This window comes from Bacillus sp. EKM202B (assembly GCF_011066025.1).
Classification (GTDB): domain Bacteria; phylum Bacillota; class Bacilli; order Bacillales; family Bacillaceae_G; genus Bacillus_A; species Bacillus_A toyonensis.
Genome location: NZ_JAAMNK010000034.1, coordinates 24,600 through 45,100, shown reverse-complemented (window position 1 = coordinate 45,100; position 20,501 = coordinate 24,600). Strand labels below are relative to the sequence as shown.

Annotated in this window: 21 protein-coding genes; 18 read left to right on the top strand and 3 right to left on the bottom strand. The window is 36.4% G+C overall.

The window, feature by feature from the left end:
• The first annotated feature begins 180 nt into the window (after positions 1-180).
• Complete coding sequence (locus G9F74_RS25535) at positions 181-822, top strand: uracil-DNA glycosylase (RefSeq protein WP_000456302.1); 642 nt, start codon at positions 181-183, stop codon at positions 820-822.
• 28 nt (positions 823-850) lie between these two features.
• On the opposite strand, the gene G9F74_RS25530 is transcribed toward G9F74_RS25535, so the two are convergent.
• Positions 851-1,732 carry a YitT family protein gene (locus G9F74_RS25530; protein ID WP_000204285.1) on the bottom strand — a complete coding sequence of 294 codons (882 nt, stop codon included), beginning with the start codon at positions 1,730-1,732 and terminating at the stop codon, positions 851-853.
• Between the two features lie 270 nt (positions 1,733-2,002).
• Here G9F74_RS25530 and G9F74_RS25525 point away from each other — a divergent pair, with 270 nt between their 5' ends.
• Genes G9F74_RS25525 through G9F74_RS25495 form a run of 7 tightly spaced genes read left to right on the top strand, consistent with a single transcriptional unit; the run spans position 2,003 to position 7,558 of the window.
• Positions 2,003-2,344 (top strand): nucleotide pyrophosphohydrolase, encoded by a 342-nt coding sequence (locus G9F74_RS25525; protein WP_044810165.1) that lies wholly within the window; start codon positions 2,003-2,005, stop codon positions 2,342-2,344.
• On the top strand, positions 2,344-3,144 hold the full coding sequence (gene dapB, locus G9F74_RS25520; protein ID WP_000658795.1) for a dihydrodipicolinate reductase: 801 nt from the start codon (positions 2,344-2,346) through the stop codon (positions 3,142-3,144). The genes G9F74_RS25525 and dapB overlap by 1 nt, the downstream gene beginning before the upstream one ends.
• A gap of 15 nt (positions 3,145-3,159) precedes the next feature.
• Positions 3,160-3,555, top strand: coding sequence for a methylglyoxal synthase (locus tag G9F74_RS25515; RefSeq protein ID WP_000684758.1), 396 nt, complete (start codon positions 3,160-3,162; stop codon positions 3,553-3,555).
• Between the two features lie 11 nt (positions 3,556-3,566).
• Positions 3,567-4,271 (top strand): bacillithiol biosynthesis deacetylase BshB1, encoded by a 705-nt coding sequence (gene bshB1 / locus G9F74_RS25510; protein ID WP_000015658.1) that lies wholly within the window; start codon positions 3,567-3,569, stop codon positions 4,269-4,271.
• Positions 4,268-5,413 carry an N-acetyl-alpha-D-glucosaminyl L-malate synthase BshA gene (gene bshA, locus G9F74_RS25505; RefSeq protein WP_016108083.1) on the top strand — a complete coding sequence of 382 codons (1,146 nt, stop codon included), beginning with the start codon at positions 4,268-4,270 and terminating at the stop codon, positions 5,411-5,413. Before bshB1 ends, bshA begins: the two co-directional genes overlap by 4 nt.
• Entirely contained in the window at positions 5,400-6,593 is a 1,194-nt protein-coding gene (locus G9F74_RS25500; RefSeq protein WP_131202358.1) for a CCA tRNA nucleotidyltransferase, read from the top strand. The genes bshA and G9F74_RS25500 overlap by 14 nt, the downstream gene beginning before the upstream one ends.
• Positions 6,578-7,558: a biotin--[acetyl-CoA-carboxylase] ligase gene (locus G9F74_RS25495; protein ID WP_016108085.1), complete on the top strand. Its 981-nt coding sequence runs from the start codon at positions 6,578-6,580 to the stop codon at positions 7,556-7,558. Before G9F74_RS25500 ends, G9F74_RS25495 begins: the two co-directional genes overlap by 16 nt.
• Positions 7,559-7,680: 122 nt before the next feature.
• Here G9F74_RS25495 and G9F74_RS25490 read toward each other — a convergent pair whose 3' ends face one another.
• On the bottom strand, positions 7,681-8,070 hold the full coding sequence (locus tag G9F74_RS25490; RefSeq protein ID WP_000062349.1) for a cupredoxin domain-containing protein: 390 nt from the start codon (positions 8,068-8,070) through the stop codon (positions 7,681-7,683).
• Positions 8,071-8,596: 526 nt separating this feature from the next.
• Here G9F74_RS25490 and panB point away from each other — a divergent pair.
• From panB to G9F74_RS25440, 10 genes are all read left to right on the top strand, one after another.
• Entirely contained in the window at positions 8,597-9,433 is an 837-nt protein-coding gene (gene panB, locus G9F74_RS25485) for a 3-methyl-2-oxobutanoate hydroxymethyltransferase (RefSeq protein ID WP_000851101.1), read from the top strand.
• Complete coding sequence (gene panC, locus G9F74_RS25480; protein WP_000692376.1) at positions 9,433-10,281, top strand: pantoate--beta-alanine ligase; 849 nt, start codon at positions 9,433-9,435, stop codon at positions 10,279-10,281. The genes panB and panC overlap by 1 nt, the downstream gene beginning before the upstream one ends.
• 12 nt (positions 10,282-10,293) lie before the next feature.
• Positions 10,294-10,677 (top strand): aspartate 1-decarboxylase, encoded by a 384-nt coding sequence (gene panD / locus G9F74_RS25475; protein WP_000490175.1) that lies wholly within the window; start codon positions 10,294-10,296, stop codon positions 10,675-10,677.
• Positions 10,678-10,810: 133 nt separating this feature from the next.
• Positions 10,811-13,615, top strand: coding sequence for an ATP-dependent DNA helicase DinG (gene dinG / locus G9F74_RS25470; RefSeq protein ID WP_016108086.1), 2,805 nt, complete (start codon positions 10,811-10,813; stop codon positions 13,613-13,615).
• Positions 13,616-13,866: 251 nt separating this feature from the next.
• Positions 13,867-14,037, top strand: a complete 171-nt coding sequence (locus G9F74_RS25465) for a YpmA family protein (protein WP_000412179.1) — start codon at positions 13,867-13,869, stop codon at positions 14,035-14,037.
• A gap of 7 nt (positions 14,038-14,044) precedes the next feature.
• The gene (locus G9F74_RS25460) at positions 14,045-14,566 is read left to right on the top strand and encodes a cell wall elongation regulator TseB-like domain-containing protein (RefSeq protein WP_000758736.1); all 522 of its coding nucleotides are present in this window, start codon (positions 14,045-14,047) and stop codon (positions 14,564-14,566) included.
• A gap of 18 nt (positions 14,567-14,584) precedes the next feature.
• A complete protein-coding gene (aspB, locus tag G9F74_RS25455) occupies positions 14,585-15,772 on the top strand; it encodes an aspartate transaminase AspB (protein WP_000761566.1) in 1,188 nt (395 codons plus the stop codon).
• A gap of 119 nt (positions 15,773-15,891) precedes the next feature.
• Positions 15,892-16,599 (top strand): DNA replication protein DnaD, encoded by a 708-nt coding sequence (gene dnaD, locus G9F74_RS25450; RefSeq protein ID WP_000728536.1) that lies wholly within the window; start codon positions 15,892-15,894, stop codon positions 16,597-16,599.
• 15 nt (positions 16,600-16,614) lie between these two features.
• The gene (nth, locus tag G9F74_RS25445; RefSeq protein WP_016108087.1) at positions 16,615-17,262 is read left to right on the top strand and encodes an endonuclease III; all 648 of its coding nucleotides are present in this window, start codon (positions 16,615-16,617) and stop codon (positions 17,260-17,262) included.
• Positions 17,263-17,265: 3 nt separating this feature from the next.
• Positions 17,266-17,784 (top strand): YpoC family protein, encoded by a 519-nt coding sequence (locus G9F74_RS25440; protein WP_000442696.1) that lies wholly within the window; start codon positions 17,266-17,268, stop codon positions 17,782-17,784.
• Between the two features lie 23 nt (positions 17,785-17,807).
• Here the strand turns inward: G9F74_RS25440 and G9F74_RS25435 are convergent, their stop codons facing one another.
• On the bottom strand, positions 17,808-20,483 hold the full coding sequence (locus tag G9F74_RS25435) for a PBP1A family penicillin-binding protein (RefSeq protein ID WP_016108088.1): 2,676 nt from the start codon (positions 20,481-20,483) through the stop codon (positions 17,808-17,810).
• Positions 20,484-20,501: the final 18 nt, after the last annotated feature.

The window sequence follows — 20,501 nt, the reverse complement described above, 5'->3', positions numbered from 1 at the left end:
TTGTCCCCTGTGCAATACAGAGTTCAATCCTTAGTAGCTGCTTAATATATTTGTCTAATTTTTTGGGTTCAGTTCAATTTTGATAGTCTTTTTTTATTATCTGTAATAAATGGACAGGATAAAATGAAAGAAATATTGTAGGGAAATCATCATTAAGTAGCATACGATGAGGGGGAGATAATGGAATATCCAGACCATATAGTAAAGCAAGTGAAAGAGCGTAGTACTTCGTATCAGCTAGAAGGTTTTCTAAGTGGACAAGGCCCTGGAAACCCAAAAATTATGCTCGTTGGTGAAGCACCTGGTGAAACAGAAATTCATAATGGGATTCCGTTTAGCGGTAGAGCTGGAAAACATTTAATGGAGTTTTTAGAACGTATTCATGTTACAAGGGAAGAAGTATATATTACGAGTGCGGTCCGGAGTAGGCCATATAAATGGCGAGAGAAAAAAGAACGAAATGGCGAAAAAATACAGAAAAAGTATAATAGAACACCAAATCAAGGAGAAATACTTGCTCATGCACCTTTATTAGATTATGAGTTGGAACATATAGACCCTCCTGTTATCGTTACGCTTGGTAATATTGCATTACAGCGTTTAGTCGGTAAAAATCATAAAATTACAGATGTTCATGGAGAATTGTTAAAACAACCCGTGCAACAATTGAAAGATAGTTGCTGTACAGAATTTGTATGGACAGAAAAAGAATATTCTATTTTTCCGACCTTTCATCCAGCTTCTATTTTTTATAATCGGAGTTTGTTGGAGCTTATTTATGAGGATTGGGAGAAGCTTAAAAGATATGTAATAAAAAACTAGAAAAGCTAAAGAGCTTTTCTAGTTGAATTTAATTATGTAACGGATTTTTATTTTCATCTAATGTAAAACCTTCACCAACTACATCATGTACGTCACTTACAGCAACAAAGGCATGAGGATCTACAGAAGTAATAATATTTTTTAATTTCACGATTTCATTTTTAGCGACAACGCAATACAATACGTTCCGTTCCACTTTCGTATACGATCCAACAGCTTTTAAAAAGGTTGCTCCGCGCTCCATGTCAGATAAAATTTGGGCAGCAATTTCATCGTTTTTATCTGAGATAATAGTTGCTCCTTTTGCCGCATAGGCTCCTTCTTGCATAAAGTCAATGACTTTCGCTCCGATAAAAACAGCAACTAACGTATACATGCCTTCGCGGTATGATAAATAGGTAAGAATAGAGACGATAATGACGATAGCATCAAACATAAACATTGTTTTCCCCATACTCCAGCCAACATATTTATGAGCGAGTCTTGCGATAATATCTACACCGCCAGTAGTCCCCCCATATTTAAATATTATGCCAAGACCGATACCGATAAATGCCCCGGCGAATAAAGCCGCGAGTGTCATATCATTTTGTAAGTTTAAATGTAAGTTAAGAACGTCGTAACGCTGAAAAATCCATAGAAATAAAGATACGCTGAATGTGCCGATTAGTGTATAGATAAATGTCGTTCTTCCAAGTAACTTCCAACCAATAAAAAATATAGGGATATTTAAAATTAAGTTTGAATAAGAAGGGTCAAACTTAAATAGAAAATACAATAATAGTGTAATACCGGTAAATCCACCTTCTGCAAGGTGATTTTCAATATTGATATTCACAATACCGAAAGAAAAAATAGCGGAACCGATTAAAATGAAAATGATATTTCGAATCTTCAAACTTGATGTCATATAGAAATCCCCCTAATTATGTAGATTGCATTGCTCCGCTGAAACGGTAAAACATAATGATAAGTAATTTCTAGTTGTTAATAAAAATAGTGAAGGCTATAAAAAAACAATTGATTTTAGCTGATCTTTTGCCAAAACCGCAAAAGAAAGTTTCACTTCATTATAGTCTATCCAAAAAAGGGTCGCAAATAGGTGTTTGGCGGGGAATAATATTTGTCAAATCGCGATGAATTGGCTAACATGAAAGAGGAAGGATTAGAGGTGATTAGTATGGAAGCAAAAACGATGAAAGATATGCAGAAAGAAGTAGATGCATATATTGGTCAGTTTAAAGAAGGTTATTTCAGTCCGCTTGCAATGATGGCTCGTTTAACGGAAGAAATGGGAGAGCTTGCGAGGGAAGTAAACCATTACTATGGTGAGAAACCGAAGAAAACAACTGAAACAGAACGTAGTATTGAAGAAGAGCTTGGAGATGTATTGTTTGTTATGATTTGTATGGCAAATAGTTTAAATATTGATTTAGAAACAGCGCATAACATTGTAATGGAAAAATTTAATACACGTGATAAAGATCGCTGGACACGCATTGATGAGGGAGAGAAAGAATAATGAAAGAAATTAAAGTAATTATCGCTGGACCAAGAGGACGTATGGGACATGAAGCAGTCCTTCTTATGGAAAGAACAGAACATTTCAATTTAGTAGCAGCAGTAGACTATAAGCACGCTGGAGAAAAGATTTCAGACTTACCTGGTATGCCGATGTTAGATACACCGATTTACGCAGATTTACATACTTGTTTAGATGAAGTGGAAGCAGATGTATTATTAGATTTAACAACACCAGAAGTTGGAAAGAAACATGTGACACTTGCAGTTGAACGTGGACTTCGATCTGTTATTGGTACAACTGGATTTACGGAAGAAGAACTAAAGCAATTAACAGAAAATGCAAAAGAAAATAAAGTAGGAACAATTATCGCTCCAAACTTTGCAATTGGTGCAGTTCTTATGATGAAATTTTCACAAATGGCAGCGAAGTACTTCCAAGACGTTGAAGTAATTGAATTACACCATGATCAAAAATTAGATGCACCATCTGGTACAGCTGTCAAAACAGTAGAATTAATTCGTCAAAATCGTGAATCAAAGCAGCAAGGTCATCCAAACGAAGTAGAGCAACTAGAAGGTGCTCGTGGTGCAAATGTAGACGGTATTCACATTCATAGTGTACGTTTACCAGGACTTATTGCACACCAAGAAGTAATGTTCGGCGGGGATGGACAAATGTTAACGGTTCGCCACGATTCATTCAATCGTGCATCATTTATGTCAGGTGTAAAACTATCAATTGAAACAGTAATGAACATTGATCATCTTGTGTACGGTTTAGAAAACATTATCGACTAAAGGGGAGAAAAACGGATGAAAATTGCCTTAATCGCACATGACAAAAAGAAAAATGACATGGTTTCGTTTGCGTACGCATATAAACCGATTTTTGAAAAACATGAATTATTTGCAACAGGAACGACAGGACTTCGCATTATGGAGGCAACTGGCTTAGATGTAACAAGATATCAGTCGGGTCCTCTTGGTGGCGATCAAGAAATCGGTGCCATGATTGCAAAAAACGATATGGATATGGTGATTTTTTTCCGAGATCCACTAACTGCTCAGCCGCATGAACCAGATGTAAATGCATTACTTCGTTTATGTGATGTATATGCGATTCCACTTGCAACGAACATGGCAAGTGCTGAAATGTTAATGCACGCATTAGAACGAGGGGATTTAGATTATCGCAAGTTAAGAAAATGAGGGGAACAATTATGAGTGGATTACATATATTAGCGTTTGGTGCTCATGCCGATGATGTTGAAATCGGTATGGCGGGTACCATTGCAAAATATACGAAGCAAGGGTTTGAAGTAGGTATTTGTGATTTAACAGAAGCTGACCTTTCTTCAAATGGAACGATAGAGTTGAGAAAAGAAGAAGCAAAGACCGCAGCTCGTATAATGGGAGTAAAAACGAGACTGAATTTAGCGATGCCAGATCGTGGCTTGTATATGAAAGAAGAGTTTATACGTGAAATTGTAAAGGTAATCCGTACATATAAACCAAAACTCGTTTTTGCACCATATTATGAAGATCGTCATCCAGATCATGCAAATTGTGCAAAGCTTGTGGAAGAGGCTATTTTTTCAGCAGGAATCCGTAAATATATGCCAGAACTTCCACCACATCGTGTGGAGTCTTTTTATAATTATATGATTAATGGTTTTCATAAACCGAATTTTTGTATAGATATTAGTGAGTACCTATCGCAAAAAGTGGAAGCATTAGAAGCGTATGAAAGTCAGTTTTCAACAGGGAGTGATGGTGTTAAGACGCCGTTAACAGAGGGTTACGTTGAAACTGTGGTCGCTCGTGAGAAGATGTTTGGGAAAGAAGTTGGAGTCTTGTATGCCGAAGGATTTATGAGTAAGAAACCGGTTTTATTACATGCTGATTTAATAGGGGGATGTAAATGAAATTAAAAATAGGTATTACATGTTATCCTTCTGTAGGTGGTTCTGGAGTTGTTGGAACAGAATTAGGAAAGCAATTGGCGGAACGCGGGCATGAAATTCATTTTATTACATCGGGTTTACCATTTCGATTAAATAAAGTGTATCCAAACATTTATTTTCATGAAGTGACGGTGAATCAATACTCTGTATTTCAATATCCACCATATGATTTAGCATTAGCGAGTAAAATGGCAGAGGTTGCACAAAGAGAAAGTCTTGATATTTTACATGTGCATTACGCAATACCACATGCAATTTGTGCTTATTTAGCGAAACAAATGATTGGAGAGCGTATTAAAATTGTTACAACCTTGCATGGAACAGATATTACTGTGTTAGGTTCCGACCCTTCGTTAAATAATTTAATTCGTTTTGGTATTGAGCAGTCTGATGTTGTTACTGCTGTCTCGCATTCATTAATTGACGAAACGCATGAGCTTGTAAAACCAAATAAAGACATTCAAACGGTATATAACTTTATAGACGAACGTGTATATTTCAAGCGTAATATGTCTCAATTAAAGAAAGAATACGGTATAAGTGAGAGTGAAAAGGTACTTATTCACATTTCAAATTTCCGTAAAGTGAAACGTGTGCAGGATGTTGTTCAGGCATTTGCTAAAGTTGCTAAAGAAGTTGATGCGAAATTGCTTCTTGTTGGAGACGGACCAGAATTTTGTACAATTTTACAGATAGTGAAGAATTTACATATTGAAGATCGCGTTTTATTCCTAGGGAAGCAAGATAATGTTGCAGAACTGCTTGCGATGAGTGATTTAATGTTGCTTCTATCAGAGAAGGAAAGTTTTGGTCTTGTTTTATTAGAAGCGATGGCGTGTGGTGTACCTTGTATCGGAACAAGGGTTGGAGGTATTCCAGAAGTCATTCAACATGGTGAAACAGGATATTTATGTGAAGTTGGCGATACAACAGGTGTGGCCAATCAAGCCATTCAGCTATTAAAGAATGAAGAGCTTCACCGTAATATGGGAGAGCGAGCAAGAGAAAGTGTTTATGAGCAGTTCCGCTCAGAAAAAATCGTCTCACAATATGAAGCAATTTACTATGACATACTAAGGGATGAAAAAAATGGAAAGATTTAAAAAAGCTAGTTCTATTATTGAGATATTAAAACAACAAGGACATGAGGCTTATTTTGTTGGTGGGAGCGTACGAGATCTTATTATCAATAGGCCGATTGGAGATATTGATATTGCGACATCTGCTTTACCAGAAGAAGTAATGGATATATTCCCAAGACATGTTCCTGTTGGTCTTGAGCATGGAACTGTAATTGTTGTAGAAAATGGTGAACCTTATGAGGTAACCACTTTTCGAACAGAAAGCGAATATGAAGATTTTCGAAGACCTAGTAGTGTTCAATTTGTTCGTTCATTAGAAGAGGATTTAAAACGTCGTGATTTCACAATGAATGCGATTGCCATGACAGAAGAAGGCGAAATGGTGGATTTATTTGCTGGGCAGGAAGCGATTCAAAAGAGAGAAATTGTGACAGTTGGAAATGCAGCGAATCGTTTTCAAGAAGACGCACTAAGAATGATGCGTGGCATTCGGTTTGTAAGTACGTTAGGGTTTTCTTTAGAAACGAAAACGAAGCAAGCGATTGAAACGTATGGACACTTGCTAGAACATATAGCAATTGAGCGCATCACAGTAGAGTTTGAGAAACTGTTAACTGGTACCTATTGTGTGAAGGGCCTCAAAGAATTAGTAGAGACGAAGTTATTTTCTCATTTGCCCTATTTACAAATGTCAGAAGAGAGACTGTTAAAAGCTACGCAGTATAAATGGGATTCTTTTGAAACAGACATTGAGGCATGGGCATTTTTCTTATATTGTATCGGAGAAGAGCATCCATCTGTATTTTTACGTCAATGGAAGTTTTCGAATAAAAAAATAAAAGATATTGTCGCAGTTTTATTAACAATTCGTACGAGAAAGGAGAAGGATTGGGATACAGTCCTTCTTTATAAAACGGGAATTCATATCGCTGAAATGGCAGAGAGAGTATATGAAGCGATGATTGAAAACTATAACCCTACATCTGTTAAACGAGTACAATCAATATTTCATGCATTGCCAATCAAGGGTCGTCAAGAAATGAATGTAAGTGGGAATGATCTATTAAACTGGGCGAATAAAAAGCCTGGTCCGTGGGTTGCTGAAATGCTTCAAAAAATCGAAGAAGCGATCGTACAAGGAAATGTAGTTAATGAGAAAGAGAGTATAAGGGAGTGGCTGCAAAGATGCAATCTACTATAAGAAAGCAGTTGTTGCAAGTTTTTTCTGAAGCGGATGGAGAGTTTGTATCTGGCCAAACGATTAGTGATAAACTTGGTTGTTCAAGAACCGCTGTGTGGAAACATATGGAGGACCTTCGGAATGAGGGATATGAACTTGAAGCTGTGCGTCGATTAGGTTACCGCATTGCGGGTAAGCCAGACAAAGTAACTGCTAATGAAATTCAGTTAGGATTACAAACAGAGCGTATCGGTAGAACGGTTTATTTTGAAGAATCAGTTGAATCTACTCAGTATATTGCAGCAAAACTTGCTTATGAAGGAGTAGAAGAGGGAACAATTGTCGTTGCGGAAGAGCAAACTGCAGGTAGAGGCCGTTTAAGTAGAAAGTGGCATTCGCCAAAAGGAACAGGAATTTGGATGAGTATTATTTTGCGTCCATCGATCCCGGTTCATCATGCCCCGCAGCTCACTCTGCTAGCGGCTGTTAGCGTTGCACAAGCAATTGAAAAATGCACAGGTGTAAATGTAGGAATTAAATGGCCGAATGATATTTTAATTCAAGGTAAAAAGGCTGTAGGTATATTAACAGAAATGCAAGCGGATCCTGATAAAATCAATGCTGTCATTATGGGAATTGGTATTAATGCGAATCAAAAACAAGAACATTTTGATGAGGAAATTCAGCAAATTGCCACTTCTTTAGCGATTGAATCAGGTAAGCCAATTGTTCGTGCGGAACTTATGCAACAAATCTTTTTACAACTAGAAAAACTATATGAAGAGTATTTACAAAATGGTTTCTCTGTAATTAAAATTCTTTGGGAAAGTTACGCTGTGAGCATCGGGAAAGAAATTACTGCCCGAACGATGAGACAGACGATTACGGGGCTAGCAAAAGGGATTACAGAAGAGGGTGTATTGCTTCTGGAGGACCATGAAGGGAAAATACATCATATTCATTCTGCGGATATCGAAATGAAGTAAAAGAAGTTCCTTTTTTGGAACTTCTTTTTTATTTCAACATTTTTGAGTAGGCTTTGTAATGTGACAATACACTTTTTACAACTTAAGTTGTATGTAGAGTAACGTTCGATTAGCGCTGCTTATTATTTGATTATTACTTTTCCTTCCATTCCTTTAAGGAGATGGTATCTACATATTAATTCATATGTACCAGTATTTTTAGGTTTTACGGTAATGTTTTTTTCTTTTCCTGACTCAACTACGACGTCAATTCCGAGTTTTTTCACTGTAAAGGTGTGCTCGTTCTTACCTTTATTTTTTAATAACAATGTTGTTGTTTCTTCAATCGGAATAGTGATGACATTCGGATTAAAGTAATCATCGTTAAGTTCGACTTCAATCACTTTCGTTGACTCAATAGGTTGTGTTACGACGTTAGCTGAGGCAACTACGTTGATGGAATCTAAAGTTATCACACTCACAATCATTACAAACAAACCGAGTAATGGAAATAACCACTTGTTCATAGACATTCGCAATTCTCCTTTTCTAAGTGCTTTTCTTCAATTAACCTGCATCATTAGTTTTAGGCTTATACTATACAGTCAAATAAAATATCAGTATCTTTAAATCAATTTTTTGCATTTAAATGGATTACAAAAGAAATTAACTTGGAGTTGTAAGGTATGTAGGGGAAACACACCCACTTATTTTTTAGGACTGAATTCTCTGTAAAAACTATATAGCATATACACTATCTAGTTAAATTTCACATACCGTAATGGAAATAAAAAATTATTTTTTCAAAAAAATGTAGTAATTTCTTTTTGTACTTTGCTATAATTAGTTCGAATGTGGGCAGTATCAGAGCGAACTGCACCATGATTCGAAGCAGTACAAAAAATAATAACTTGGATTCTGCCTTGATCCAATAACGGACTGGGACAGAGGGATGAATAATGCCGACTAACACACAACCCTTCTGCCCTTTTATGGCCAGAGGGGTTTTTTATATGATTTCGGCCATCGCCTCTCTCCTGTATAAAGGAGGAGTAGTTTTTGAAAACAAAAACAGATTTTTTGAAGATGAAAGAGCAAGGTGAGCCGATTACGATGCTAACGGCGTATGATTATCCTTCTGCTAAATTAGCAGAAGAAGCTGAAGTCGATATGATTTTAGTTGGAGATTCTCTTGGGATGGTTGTACTCGGATATGATTCAACAGTACCTGTAACAGTAGAGGATATGATTCATCATACGAAAGCTGTACGCCGCGGAGCGAAAGAAACATTTATTGTAACTGATATGCCGTTTATGTCTTATCACATATCGTTACAAGAAACGATGGTGAATGCACGCCGCATCGTTCAAGAGAGCGGAGCACATGCACTAAAAGTAGAAGGTGCTGGAGAAGTTATATCAACGATTCATTATTTAACGAATGCAGGAATTCCTGTCGTAGCGCATTTAGGTTTAACTCCTCAATCTGTGGGAGTATTGGGTGGATATAAAGTGCAAGGAAAAGATGCTGAAAGTGCAAAGAAATTAATAGACGATGCAAAGAAATGTGAGGAAGCTGGTGCGATAGCACTTGTGTTAGAATGTGTGCCAATGCAGTTAGCAGAATTAATTTCGAAGCAATTAACAATTCCAATAATAGGGATTGGAGCGGGACAAAAAGTAGATGGGCAAGTTCTTGTATATCATGATCTCATCTCATATGGGGTAAATCGTGTTCCGAAATTCGTAAAACAGTATACGTCTGTTCAAGAGGAAATTGTACGTGGGATTTCTCAATATGTTGCTGAAGTGAAGACAGGGCAATTTCCTGAAGAGAAACATTCGTTCACAATGAAAGAAGAAGAATGCTTAGCGTTATACGGGGGAAAACAGTAATGAAAATCATAACTACAGTGCAAGAGATGCAGCAAATTACGAGCGAACTTCGTACAAGTGGAAAGAATATTGGTTTTGTTCCAACGATGGGGTATTTACATGAAGGGCATGCTACTTTATTACGCAAGGCAAGAGAAGAAAATGAAATTGTAGTTTTAAGTGTGTTTGTAAACCCACTACAGTTTGGGCCGAACGAAGATTTAGAGCGATACCCTCGTGATATTGAGAGAGATGAAAGTGTAGCAAAAGAAAACGGTGTGGATTATTTATTTTATCCGAGTGTAGAAGAAATGTATCCGGCAGAACAAACAACAACAGTAGAAGTTGTAAAGCGTACTGACGTATTATGTGGAAAACAAAGACCTGGTCACTTTTCTGGAGTTGCGACTGTACTAATGAAATTATTTAATATTGTAATGCCAAATCGTGCTTATTTCGGTATGAAAGATGCACAACAAGTTGCTGTAATTGAAGGATTTGTAACTGATTTCAATATTCCAGTAACGATCGTACCAGTTGATATTGTAAGAGAAGAAGATGGATTAGCAAAAAGTTCTCGTAATGTGTATTTATCACAAGAAGAACGTGAAGAGGCTTCTCATTTATACCGCAGTCTATGTATAGCGAAAGAAAGAATTGAGGCAGGCGAACGTAATTCAGAAATCATTACAAATCTTGTGAAAGAACATATTGAGACGTATACGAAAGGTACTGTAGATTATGCGGATTTATATGCATATCCGTCATTGGCAATAGTAGGGGAAATGGAAGGAAGAATCATTTTAGCTATTGCAGTTAAGTTTGAAAATGTAAGATTAATTGACAATATAACATTAACGGTTAAATAAGGGGGAGCATCTATGTTTCGCACAATGATGAGAGCAAAGTTACATCGTGCAACTGTAACGGAGGCAAATTTAAACTATGTAGGTAGTATTACAATAGATGAAGATTTAATGGATGCAGTAAATATTGTAGAGAACGAAAAAGTTCAAATTGTAAATAATAATAACGGTGCGCGCTTAGAGACATATGTTATTAAAGGCGAACGCGGTAGCGGTGTTATTTGTTTAAACGGTGCTGCAGCAAGGCTTGTACAACCGGGAGATAAAGTAATTATAATTTGTTATGGCTTAGTTACGGAAGAAGAGGTTCATAAACAAGAACCAAAAATTGCAGTGTTAGACGATCAAAATCAAATTGTTGAAATGTTAGGTGCTGAAAAGGCTGGTACAATATTATAAAAGAGGAAAGCTATCTCTATATCAGGAGATAGCTTTTTTGTGCATCTTTTCATTAAGATGAGATAAAACGTGGTATAGTAACATTATATGAATTATTGTTGTTTGAAAGGTAAGAAATTGAGGTGTTACATATATGAGTAAACGTTATGTCGTTGTTGATTTAGAGACGACAGGAAACTCCTGGAAAGACGGGAAAGATAAAATTACCCAAATTGCAGCTGTTGTAGTAGAAGATGGAGAGATATTGGAAATTTTTTCATCTTTTGTTAACCCAAAGAGAGAGATTCCCGTATTTATTACAGAATTAACAGGGATTGATGAAAGTCTTGTAAAACAAGCCCCGTTATTTCAAGATGTAGCCCCGATGATTGTTGAGCTATTACAAGGTGCCGCTTTCGTTGCGCATAATGTTCACTTTGATTGGAATTTTTTAAACGAAGAATTAAGGCAGGCTGGATATACAGAAATACATTGTCCTAAAATCGATACGGTTGAATTGGCACAAATTCTTTTGCCAACAGCCGATAGTTATAAATTACGTGATTTAGCTAAGAAACATGAACTCGAACACGATCAACCACATCGTGCGGATAGTGATGCTCTTGCGACAGCAGAGTTGTTTTTACAATTTTTAAATGAAATTGAAAAATTACCACTTGTTACATTACAATCACTTTATGAATTGAGTGATGTTTTCCAAAGTGATATAGCTGATGTGCTTTCTGAAAATATTTTAAAGAAAGTAATGCATGGTAAAGAAATAAAAGCGGAATATGAAGTGTATCGCAATATTGCACTGAGAAAACGGAACTATTCCTTAAGTCTTGGAGAAACATATTCATTAAAATTTGATGCTTTCTTGAATAAAACGATGGATAAACTGGAATTACATATGCCGAAGTTTGAAAGAAGAGAAAGTCAGCAAATGATGATGAAAGAGATATATACGGCGTTAAGAGATTCTCGTTTTTCTCTTATTGAAGCAGGTACAGGGACGGGAAAGACTCTTGCTTATTTACTTCCTAGTCTTTATTTTGCGAATAAAAAAGAAGAACCTGTCGTTATCAGTACACAAACGGTACAACTTCAACAACAAATACTTGAAAAAGAAATTCCGTTATTGCAAAAAATAATGCCATTTTCATTTGAGACAGCTCTTCTAAAAGGGAGAAAGCATTATCTTTGCTTACATAAATTTGAATATGCTTTGCAAGAGGAAGAAAAAAATTACGATATGGCACTTACGAAGGCGAAAATTTTAGTTTGGTTATTAAAAACTGAAACAGGTGACCGAGATGAATTAAATATTCCAGAGGGCGGAAAGTTACTTTGGAATCGTATTTGTAGTGATGCGTATAGTCCGGGCGGTATGCAAAGTAATTGGTTTAGTCGATGCTTTTATCAGCGAGTGAAAAATAAAGCTTTATTTGCAGATATCGTTATTACAAATCATGCATTATTATTTCAAGATTTTTCAAGTGAAGAACCACTGTTTTCTTCATGTGAACATATAATTTTTGATGAAGCTCATCATATTGAAGAAGCTGCGAGTAGAACACTAGGTGAGCAGTTCTCTTGTATGTATTTTCAATTGATTTTATCTCGACTTGGTACACTAGAAACGGATGATGTGCTTTCTAAAGTATATAAAATGATGAAAAAATCAGAGCAAGCATCTCGTTCTACTTTCCGTATGATAAGCCATAGTTTGAAGGAACTTAAATTTGATGCGGATGAACTATTCCAAATGTTACGTACTTTTATATTTAAACAAACAAAGCAAGAACAAGGAACAAACAATATGCCGCTCATTTATCGATATAACACGGAAGTAGAGCAAGGTAAGTTGTGGGATAGTATTGTTGAGTTAACAAATCGTTTTGTATATGAATTAAGAAGAATAGTGACCATATTTGAGAAACAAGTAGATATATTGCAAAGTAAGTTAGAGTGGGAAATGCATGTTGTTACGGGTGAATTTATGCATTTAAGTGGGTTACTGAGAAAGATGGCAGAATCATTACAGTTGCTCATATTGGAAAAAAATGCATATGTAACTTGGATGGAGACGGAGACGAAAGGAACGATTCATTCAACCATTTTATACGCGCAACCAGTTCATATTGGAGAAAGGTTTGCTGATGAATTTTTAACAGAAAAAAAGAGTGTTATCTTTACATCTGCAACATTAACAGTTAACGATACATTTGACTATATAAAAGAAGAGCTTGGCTTACATGATTTTGCTCCAAATACTTTACAGGTTCAATCGCCATTCCATTATGAGAAACAAATGAAATTAATGGTTTCAACGGATGTACCGTTTATTAAGCGAGTAAGTAATGAGGAATATATTGAATCTGTATCGGAACATATTGCCAAGATAGCAAAAGTTACAAAAGGGAGAATGCTCGTTTTATTCACTTCGTATGAAATGCTGAAAGAAGCGTATGCGAATTTGAAAAGTAATGATGAATTAGAAGGCTATCTATTATTAACACAAAGTGTAAACAATAGGAGTCGAAGTCGCTTAATTCGAAAGTTTCAAGAGTTCGACAAGTCAATATTGTTAGGCACGAGCAGTTTTTGGGAAGGAATCGATATTCCAGGAGATGCCTTGAGTTGCCTTGTCATTGTCCGTCTTCCTTTTACACCTCCTCATCAGCCGATGATGGAAGCGAAAGGTGAATGGCTAAAAAATCAAGGTGAGGACGTATTCGCAAAATTAGCGCTCCCGCAAGCAATATTACGTTTCAAACAAGGATTTGGGCGTTTAATTCGAACGAATACTGATACGGGGACGGTAGTAGTGTTAGACCGTCGATTGACGAGTTCTTCCTATGGAAAAAGATTTTTACAATCAATTCCTAATGTACCTCTTTATGAAGGACCGTTAGAAGAGTTGTTGGTGCAATTAGAAGAACCGTCAAATGAATAAAAATTGGAAGAAAAATACGCCTGGAGTACTTATGAACTTCAGGCGTAAAAAATGTGGGTAGGAGGAATTTTATTTTTCTTACTTCTTGTATACAAAATGTATTGGTTTTCGACTTGAAACCTTTTTTTGCTGTACATGTCCTGCTATAATAGATGGGTGATGAAGCAGGGGTTGTAAAGAATGTACTCTTATTGTAACCGCATTGCGTTCTTCTATAATTAGAAATTTTTGTGTAACGGAGGAGTTTTTTCATGGAGAAGAAAATCGAAGTACTATCAACGACGCGTATTAAATATTCGTCAGATTTGTATAAAATTGTTGATAGTTTGAATCGTACGTTAAAAGAGCAGGACCTCATGTTCGGATTAGCATTAGACGAAAAAGACAAAGAAACAGCTGTATTTACGATTTACAGAACGTAGTGATACAATGAAAAAGTGGATCTTTGCAATCATTATCGTTATCGTTGCTAGCGGAATATATGGGGCGTATGTTTATAATAAAGCGATGGATAAGAAAATTCCCAAAGAGTCGAAATCTGTAGAAATTGCTAAAGAAAAAGCAAAGCTTACAAAAGTGACATCTGTTGATTATTACAACGGAAAAGCTGCATATACAGTCGTACAGGGTACAGATGAAAAGGGAGAACATCTTATCGTTTGGGTGCCTGAGAAAAAAGGGGATACCGTAGTAAGGAAAAAGAGTGAAGGTATTTCCGAAAAAGAGGCTATACAAAGAACAATAGAACAAGTCGGCGATAAAGAATCAAAAAGAAAGCCGAAAGAAATTCTGAAAGTGAAATTAGGCTTTGAAAAAGGTATTAGAGATGGTGTACCAGTAGAAGTACCATTATGGGAAGTTACATATATTGATTATGACAATCGTTATAATTACTACTATCTTGAATTTAAAGATGGGTCGTTTTTAAGACGATATAGCGCTCAAAAATAGATGTAGGGGGAACTACAAATGAAATTAGCAAAGCGAGTAGCTGCTTTAACACCGTCTTCAACTTTAGAAATTACAGCAAAGGCACAAGCGTTAAAGGCAGAAGGTCATGATGTAATTGCATTAGGGGCAGGAGAACCTGACTTTAATACACCAGAGCATATTATGGAAGCTGCGCATAAAGCGATGTTAGAAGGACATACGAAATATACGCCAACAGGTGGATTACAATCGTTAAAACAAGAAATTGTGAAGAAATTTACGCGCGATCAAGGAATTCAGTATGATCCATCTGAAATTATTGTATGTAATGGTGCAAAACATGCATTATATACATTATTCCAAGTGTTGCTTGATGAAGGAGATGAAGTTATCATCCCAACTCCTTACTGGGTAAGCTATCCAGAACAAGTAAAGCTTGCTGGCGGTAATCCGGTTTATGTAGAAGGTTTAGAAGACAATGAGTACAAAATTACAGCAAAGCAGTTGCGTGAGGCAATTACAGAGAAAACGAAAGCAGTTATTATTAATTCACCGAGCAATCCAACAGGAATGATTTATAGCAAAGAAGAATTACAACAGCTTGGAGAAGTATGTTTAGAACATAACATTTTAATCGTTTCAGATGAAATTTATGAGAAGTTAATTTATGGTGGTGCGGAATATACTTCAATTGCCCAGCTTTCTAATGCATTAAAAGAACAAACCCTAATTATTAATGGTGTATCTAAATCTCATTCTATGACAGGATGGCGTATTGGATATGCAGCTGGAAATAAGCAGCTGATTAAAGCGATGACGAACTTAGCGAGTCATAGTACGTCAAACCCTACTTCAATTGCTCAATACGGCGCAATCGCGGCATATGCAGGCTCACAACAACCTGTAGAAACAATGCGCCAAGCATTTGAAGAGAGATTAAACATTATTTATGATAAATTAATTCAAATCCCTGGGTTTACTTGTATTAAACCGCAAGGCGCCTTTTACTTATTTCCTAATGTAAAAGAGGCTGTAGCTTTATCAGGATATGATACAGTTGATGAGTGGGCGAAAGCTTTATTAGAAGAGGAAAAAGTTGCTCTTGTGCCGGGTACAGGATTTGGGGCTCCAAATAACGTTCGTTTATCATATGCGACATCTCTTGAACAAGTAGAGAAAGCATTAGAACGCATTCATACGTTTATGAAAAGTAAAGTGAAAGCTTAATTGTATATTTCGTTAATAGAATAAAAAACCTCTCTATATAATAGGGAGGTTTTTTTGACGAATTGTGGCAAAAAGAAATAGCGAAAGGTGTGTTATACTAGAGAACGAGGTGTTTGGTGATGAAAAAGAAAATGATGTTACAGTGGTTTGAACAGGGAAGCATTGCGATTCCAAAATTACTTATGATGCATTATAAAAAATTAGGGTTAAATGAAACGGAATTTATGGTTTTACTTCATGTGCATACATTTTTAGAATCGGGAAATTCGTTTCCGACTCCGTCGGAGATTTCCGAACGAATGACAATAGCGGAAATGAAATGTATGGAAGTAATTCAAACATTGATTCAAAAAGGTTTTTTATCACTAGAAGGTGGACAAAGATCAGAAGCGATGATGTGTGAAAGTTATTCTTTACAACCGCTATGGGAAAAAATATTGCATTTCTTAATGAATGAATCAATAGAGGAAGAACAAAAAGAAAAAAAACAACTGCAAGTAAATTTATATACAGTATTTGAAAAAGAATTCGGAAGACCACTTTCTCCATTTGAATGTGAAACATTAGGAATGTGGGAGGATCAAGATCAACATCATCCGAATTTAATTCAAGCGGCTCTACGAGAAGCTGTGATGAGCGGTAAGCTGAACTTCCGATATATTGATCGTATTTTATTTGAGTGGAAAAAGAATGGAATTAAAACAGTAGATCAAGCTCAAAATCAAGGACGGAAATTTAGAGCAAATCAGCAACGAGCGCAACAAGTAACAACACAAGAGACGAAATTTACTGGGAAAGTGCCTTTTTATAATTGGTTGGAGCAGTAATGTAGGAGGAAGTATATGTTAAATAAAACGCAAATTCGTTATTGTTTAGACACAATGGCGGATATGTATCCAGAAGCACATTGTGAATTGATTCATGATAATCCATTCGAACTTGTAATTGCAGTGGCATTATCTGCACAATGTACAGATGCACTTGTAAATAAAGTGACGAAAAATTTATTTCAAAAATATAAAACACCAGAAGATTATTTAAGTGTTTCTCTAGAAGAGTTACAACAAGATATACGTTCTATTGGATTGTATAGAAATAAAGCAAAAAATATTCAAAAATTGTGCCGAATGTTATTAGATGATTACAATGGAGAAGTGCCGAAAGATCGAGATGAGCTTACGAAGTTACCTGGTGTAGGACGGAAGACAGCAAATGTTGTAGTATCGGTAGCATTTGGGATACCGGCAATTGCTGTCGATACGCATGTAGAGCGGGTGAGCAAACGATTAGCGATTTGTAGATGGAAAGACTCTGTATTAGAAGTCGAAAAAACATTAATGAAGAAAATTCCGATGGATGAATGGGGCGTTACACATCACCTTTTGATTTTCTTTGGACGTTATCACTGTAAAGCGCAGCGACCACAATGTGAAGAGTGTCGATTGCTAGAAGTGTGTCGCGAAGGAAAGAAGCGAATGAAGGGGAAATAAAGGATGGAGCGAGTTATAGGAGTACCGAAAGAATTTCGGTACTTACCATTTTTTCAAAAAAACGCAAATTCGATTAAGTATCATACAGACCAATCTTTTGAAGAAATCATACAAAATACTTACTTTATATTTGATATAGAAAGACAATATGAGCCGTGGAATGAAATTGAAAACAGTATTCCGGTAATGTTGAATGTATGGAAAAATAAGCATGAAGACATTGCCACATTATTTCGAAACAGAAAGAAACAAGAAGCTGAAGGCCCGATGATTCTTTTTGCAGCACATTTATTATCAATTGTATATTGGCTAAATGAGCAACCTGTTCATAGTTTGAATGAAATGGAAGATTACACGAGTGAATTGGAAGTACAACCAGTTAATTTTATGGAGCGATATTCGTTCATTATAAAGAAACCAAATAATTATCATTCTTATATTCAGTTAGCACAGTTGTATATTGAAATAGAAAAGTTATATGTAAAGAAAATGATAACAAAAAAGAAGTCCTTTCCTCGTTAAGAGAAAGGACTTCTTTTTTTGTATTAAGACTCTGTTGTAACAACATTTCCGTCTGCGTGAGGTGTATCTTCACCTGTATTTTGTTGTTTCTTAGCCTCTTCTTCAGCTTTCTTTTGAGCCTCTTCTTCAGCTTTTTTCTTAGCTTCTTCTTCGGCTTTTTTCTTAGCTTCTTCTTCGGCTTTTTTCTTAGCTTCTTCTTCAGCTTTCTTTTGAGCCTCTTCTTGTTGTTTACGTTGTTGTTCTTGCTCTTGTTGTTTACGCTGTTCTTCAGCAGCCTTTTTCTGAGCTTCTTCTTGTTTTAGTTTATCTTCATTAGCTTTTTTCTGAGCTTCCTCATCAGCTTTTTTCTGAGCTTCTTCTTCGGCTTTCTTTTGGGCTGCCTCTTCCTCAGCTTTCTTAGCGTCTGGAGTTCCACCAGGGGCAGTGAAGGATGCACCAACTGCAGGACTTGTTCCAGTACCTTTTTTCGCTACTACAGAGAAGCTGTAAGTAACACCAGGCTTAATACCACCAAGAGTAGCTGTTGTACCGCTAACTGATAAGCTACCGCTAGAACCGTCTGTAGCTTTATAAGTTGCCGCATAAGCATCAACTGCTGTTGGGCCAGACCAGTTTAGTGTAACTGTACTAGCGCCATCGAAAGCGACATTAAGGCCACTAGGTGGATCTACTTTAATTTCTTTAATTGCATCTTTTTTCGCACCTTTTACGTATAACTCGCCGTTTATTTCTTGTACAGAAGAAGGGCGTTCGAAACGAGATTTATCTGTAGCGAATTTGCTCATCATTACTTGGAACATTTGTTGCGCAATTTTAGTATAACGATCGCTAATGTAATTTTCTGGCCCATTCTTTTCGTAACCAGTCCACACAGCCATCGTATATTGTGGTGTATATCCAGCGAACCAGCTATCTCTGTTAGCATCAGCTGGGATGCCATATTTTTTTATATCTTTTGCATCAAAGTTTTGTGTTCCTGTTTTACCAGCAACGTCAAAGCCAGAAACATATGCTGTTGGCCCCGTACCGCCGGAACCAGGTTTTACTACGTCACGAAGAACGTCAGTAACCATGTAAGCTGTATGGTCGTGCATTGCACGTTGTTCTTTCGGTTTAAAGCTTTTCTTTTTTCCGTCTGGGAAAATAACTTCTTTAACGAAATGAGGTTTATTGTATACACCGTCATTTCCAAATGCTGCATAAGCCCCAGCGACATCTAACGGAGAGCTTTCATTACTACCGATTGCAGTAGATTCATGTGCTATCCCATCTTTAAACGTCATGCCTAAACCTTCAGCAAACTCTTTTGCCTTAGGAATACCGACTGCTTGAGCTGTTTTTAAAGCCGGGATGTTTAATGACTTCTTCAATGCTTCACGAAGTGAAACGTCACCTTTAAAATTACCGGTAGCATTTTTAATCTTTGTGCCATCAGAGTAAGTATATTCAGAGTCATTTAATTGATGATAAGTAGACCATTGAAGGTTTTCAATTGCAGGACCATAATCGAAAATTGGTTTCATTGTTGAACCAACTTGGCGTTTTAAATCAACAGCCATATTATGACCTTTGAAAGTAGACTTACTTTCTTTACGCCCAGCACCAATTGCTCGAACTTCTCCAGACTGTGTATCCATAAATACAAATGATCCTTGGAACTGATCGTTTGGATACTTAATGAGGTTGCCATCCATAATTTGTTCAGCGTACTCTTGAGCATCTCGATCAAGGGTTGTATGAATCGTTAAACCATCTGAACCGATATTTACATCAGGGTATTCTTTTTCAACTTCTTTTACGACAGCATCTAAAAATGCTTGAAACTTCATTTCAGTTAGTTCTGATTTTTTTAGACCCTCAGTTACAGGAATCTTTATTGCGTTATTCATTTCTTCTTTTGTTATATAGCCGTGTCGATTCATTAATGTTAATACAATATTACGACGATTTGTTGCTCGTTCAACATTTTCTGGTTTTGTTGGATCATAAATGTTAGGACCTTGAGGTAAGCCAGCGAGCATCGCAGCTTCATGTAATTGTAAGTCCTTTAAATCTTTTTGATAATATTTTTGAGCCGCTGTTGCAATACCGTAAGAGCGATTACCTAGATTAATCTTATTTAAGTACATTTCTAAAATCTCATGTTTAGAGTATTGTTGCTCTAATTTGTAAGATAAGTACCATTCTTGCACTTTTCGTTTTGCGGTTTTTTCCATCGTTAGAAAATAGTTTTTTACTACTTGTTGTGTAATCGTACTACCACCTTGGGAACCGAAACCACCAGTGACATTTTCCATAACTGCTTTTGTGGTTCGTTTAAAATCAATTCCATTATGGTCATAGAAACGTGAATCCTCAGTTGCAAGGAATGCATTTTCAACTACTTTTGGAATTTGATCGTAAGTAACATGGGTTCGTTTTTCCGCACCGTATTCATAGAAAAACTTCCCATCCTTATCAAGAAACTTTGTTGATAAAGGATTGACAAGTTTTGATTTGTCTAATTTTGGAGCATCCTTTACCATAACAAAGAAAGCGGAAACGCCAGCTACGAGACCAACGATACCAAGAAGTAGACAACCTATAAGGAACTTCTTGAAAAAGGAGCCTTTTTTCTTTGGTTTTTTTTCTTTATTTGTTTCTTCCGTTTGATTTTTCGCATGATTTCGTTCTGTACGAGAACGATAATTATCTGACATTATACTTTCTCCTACCTT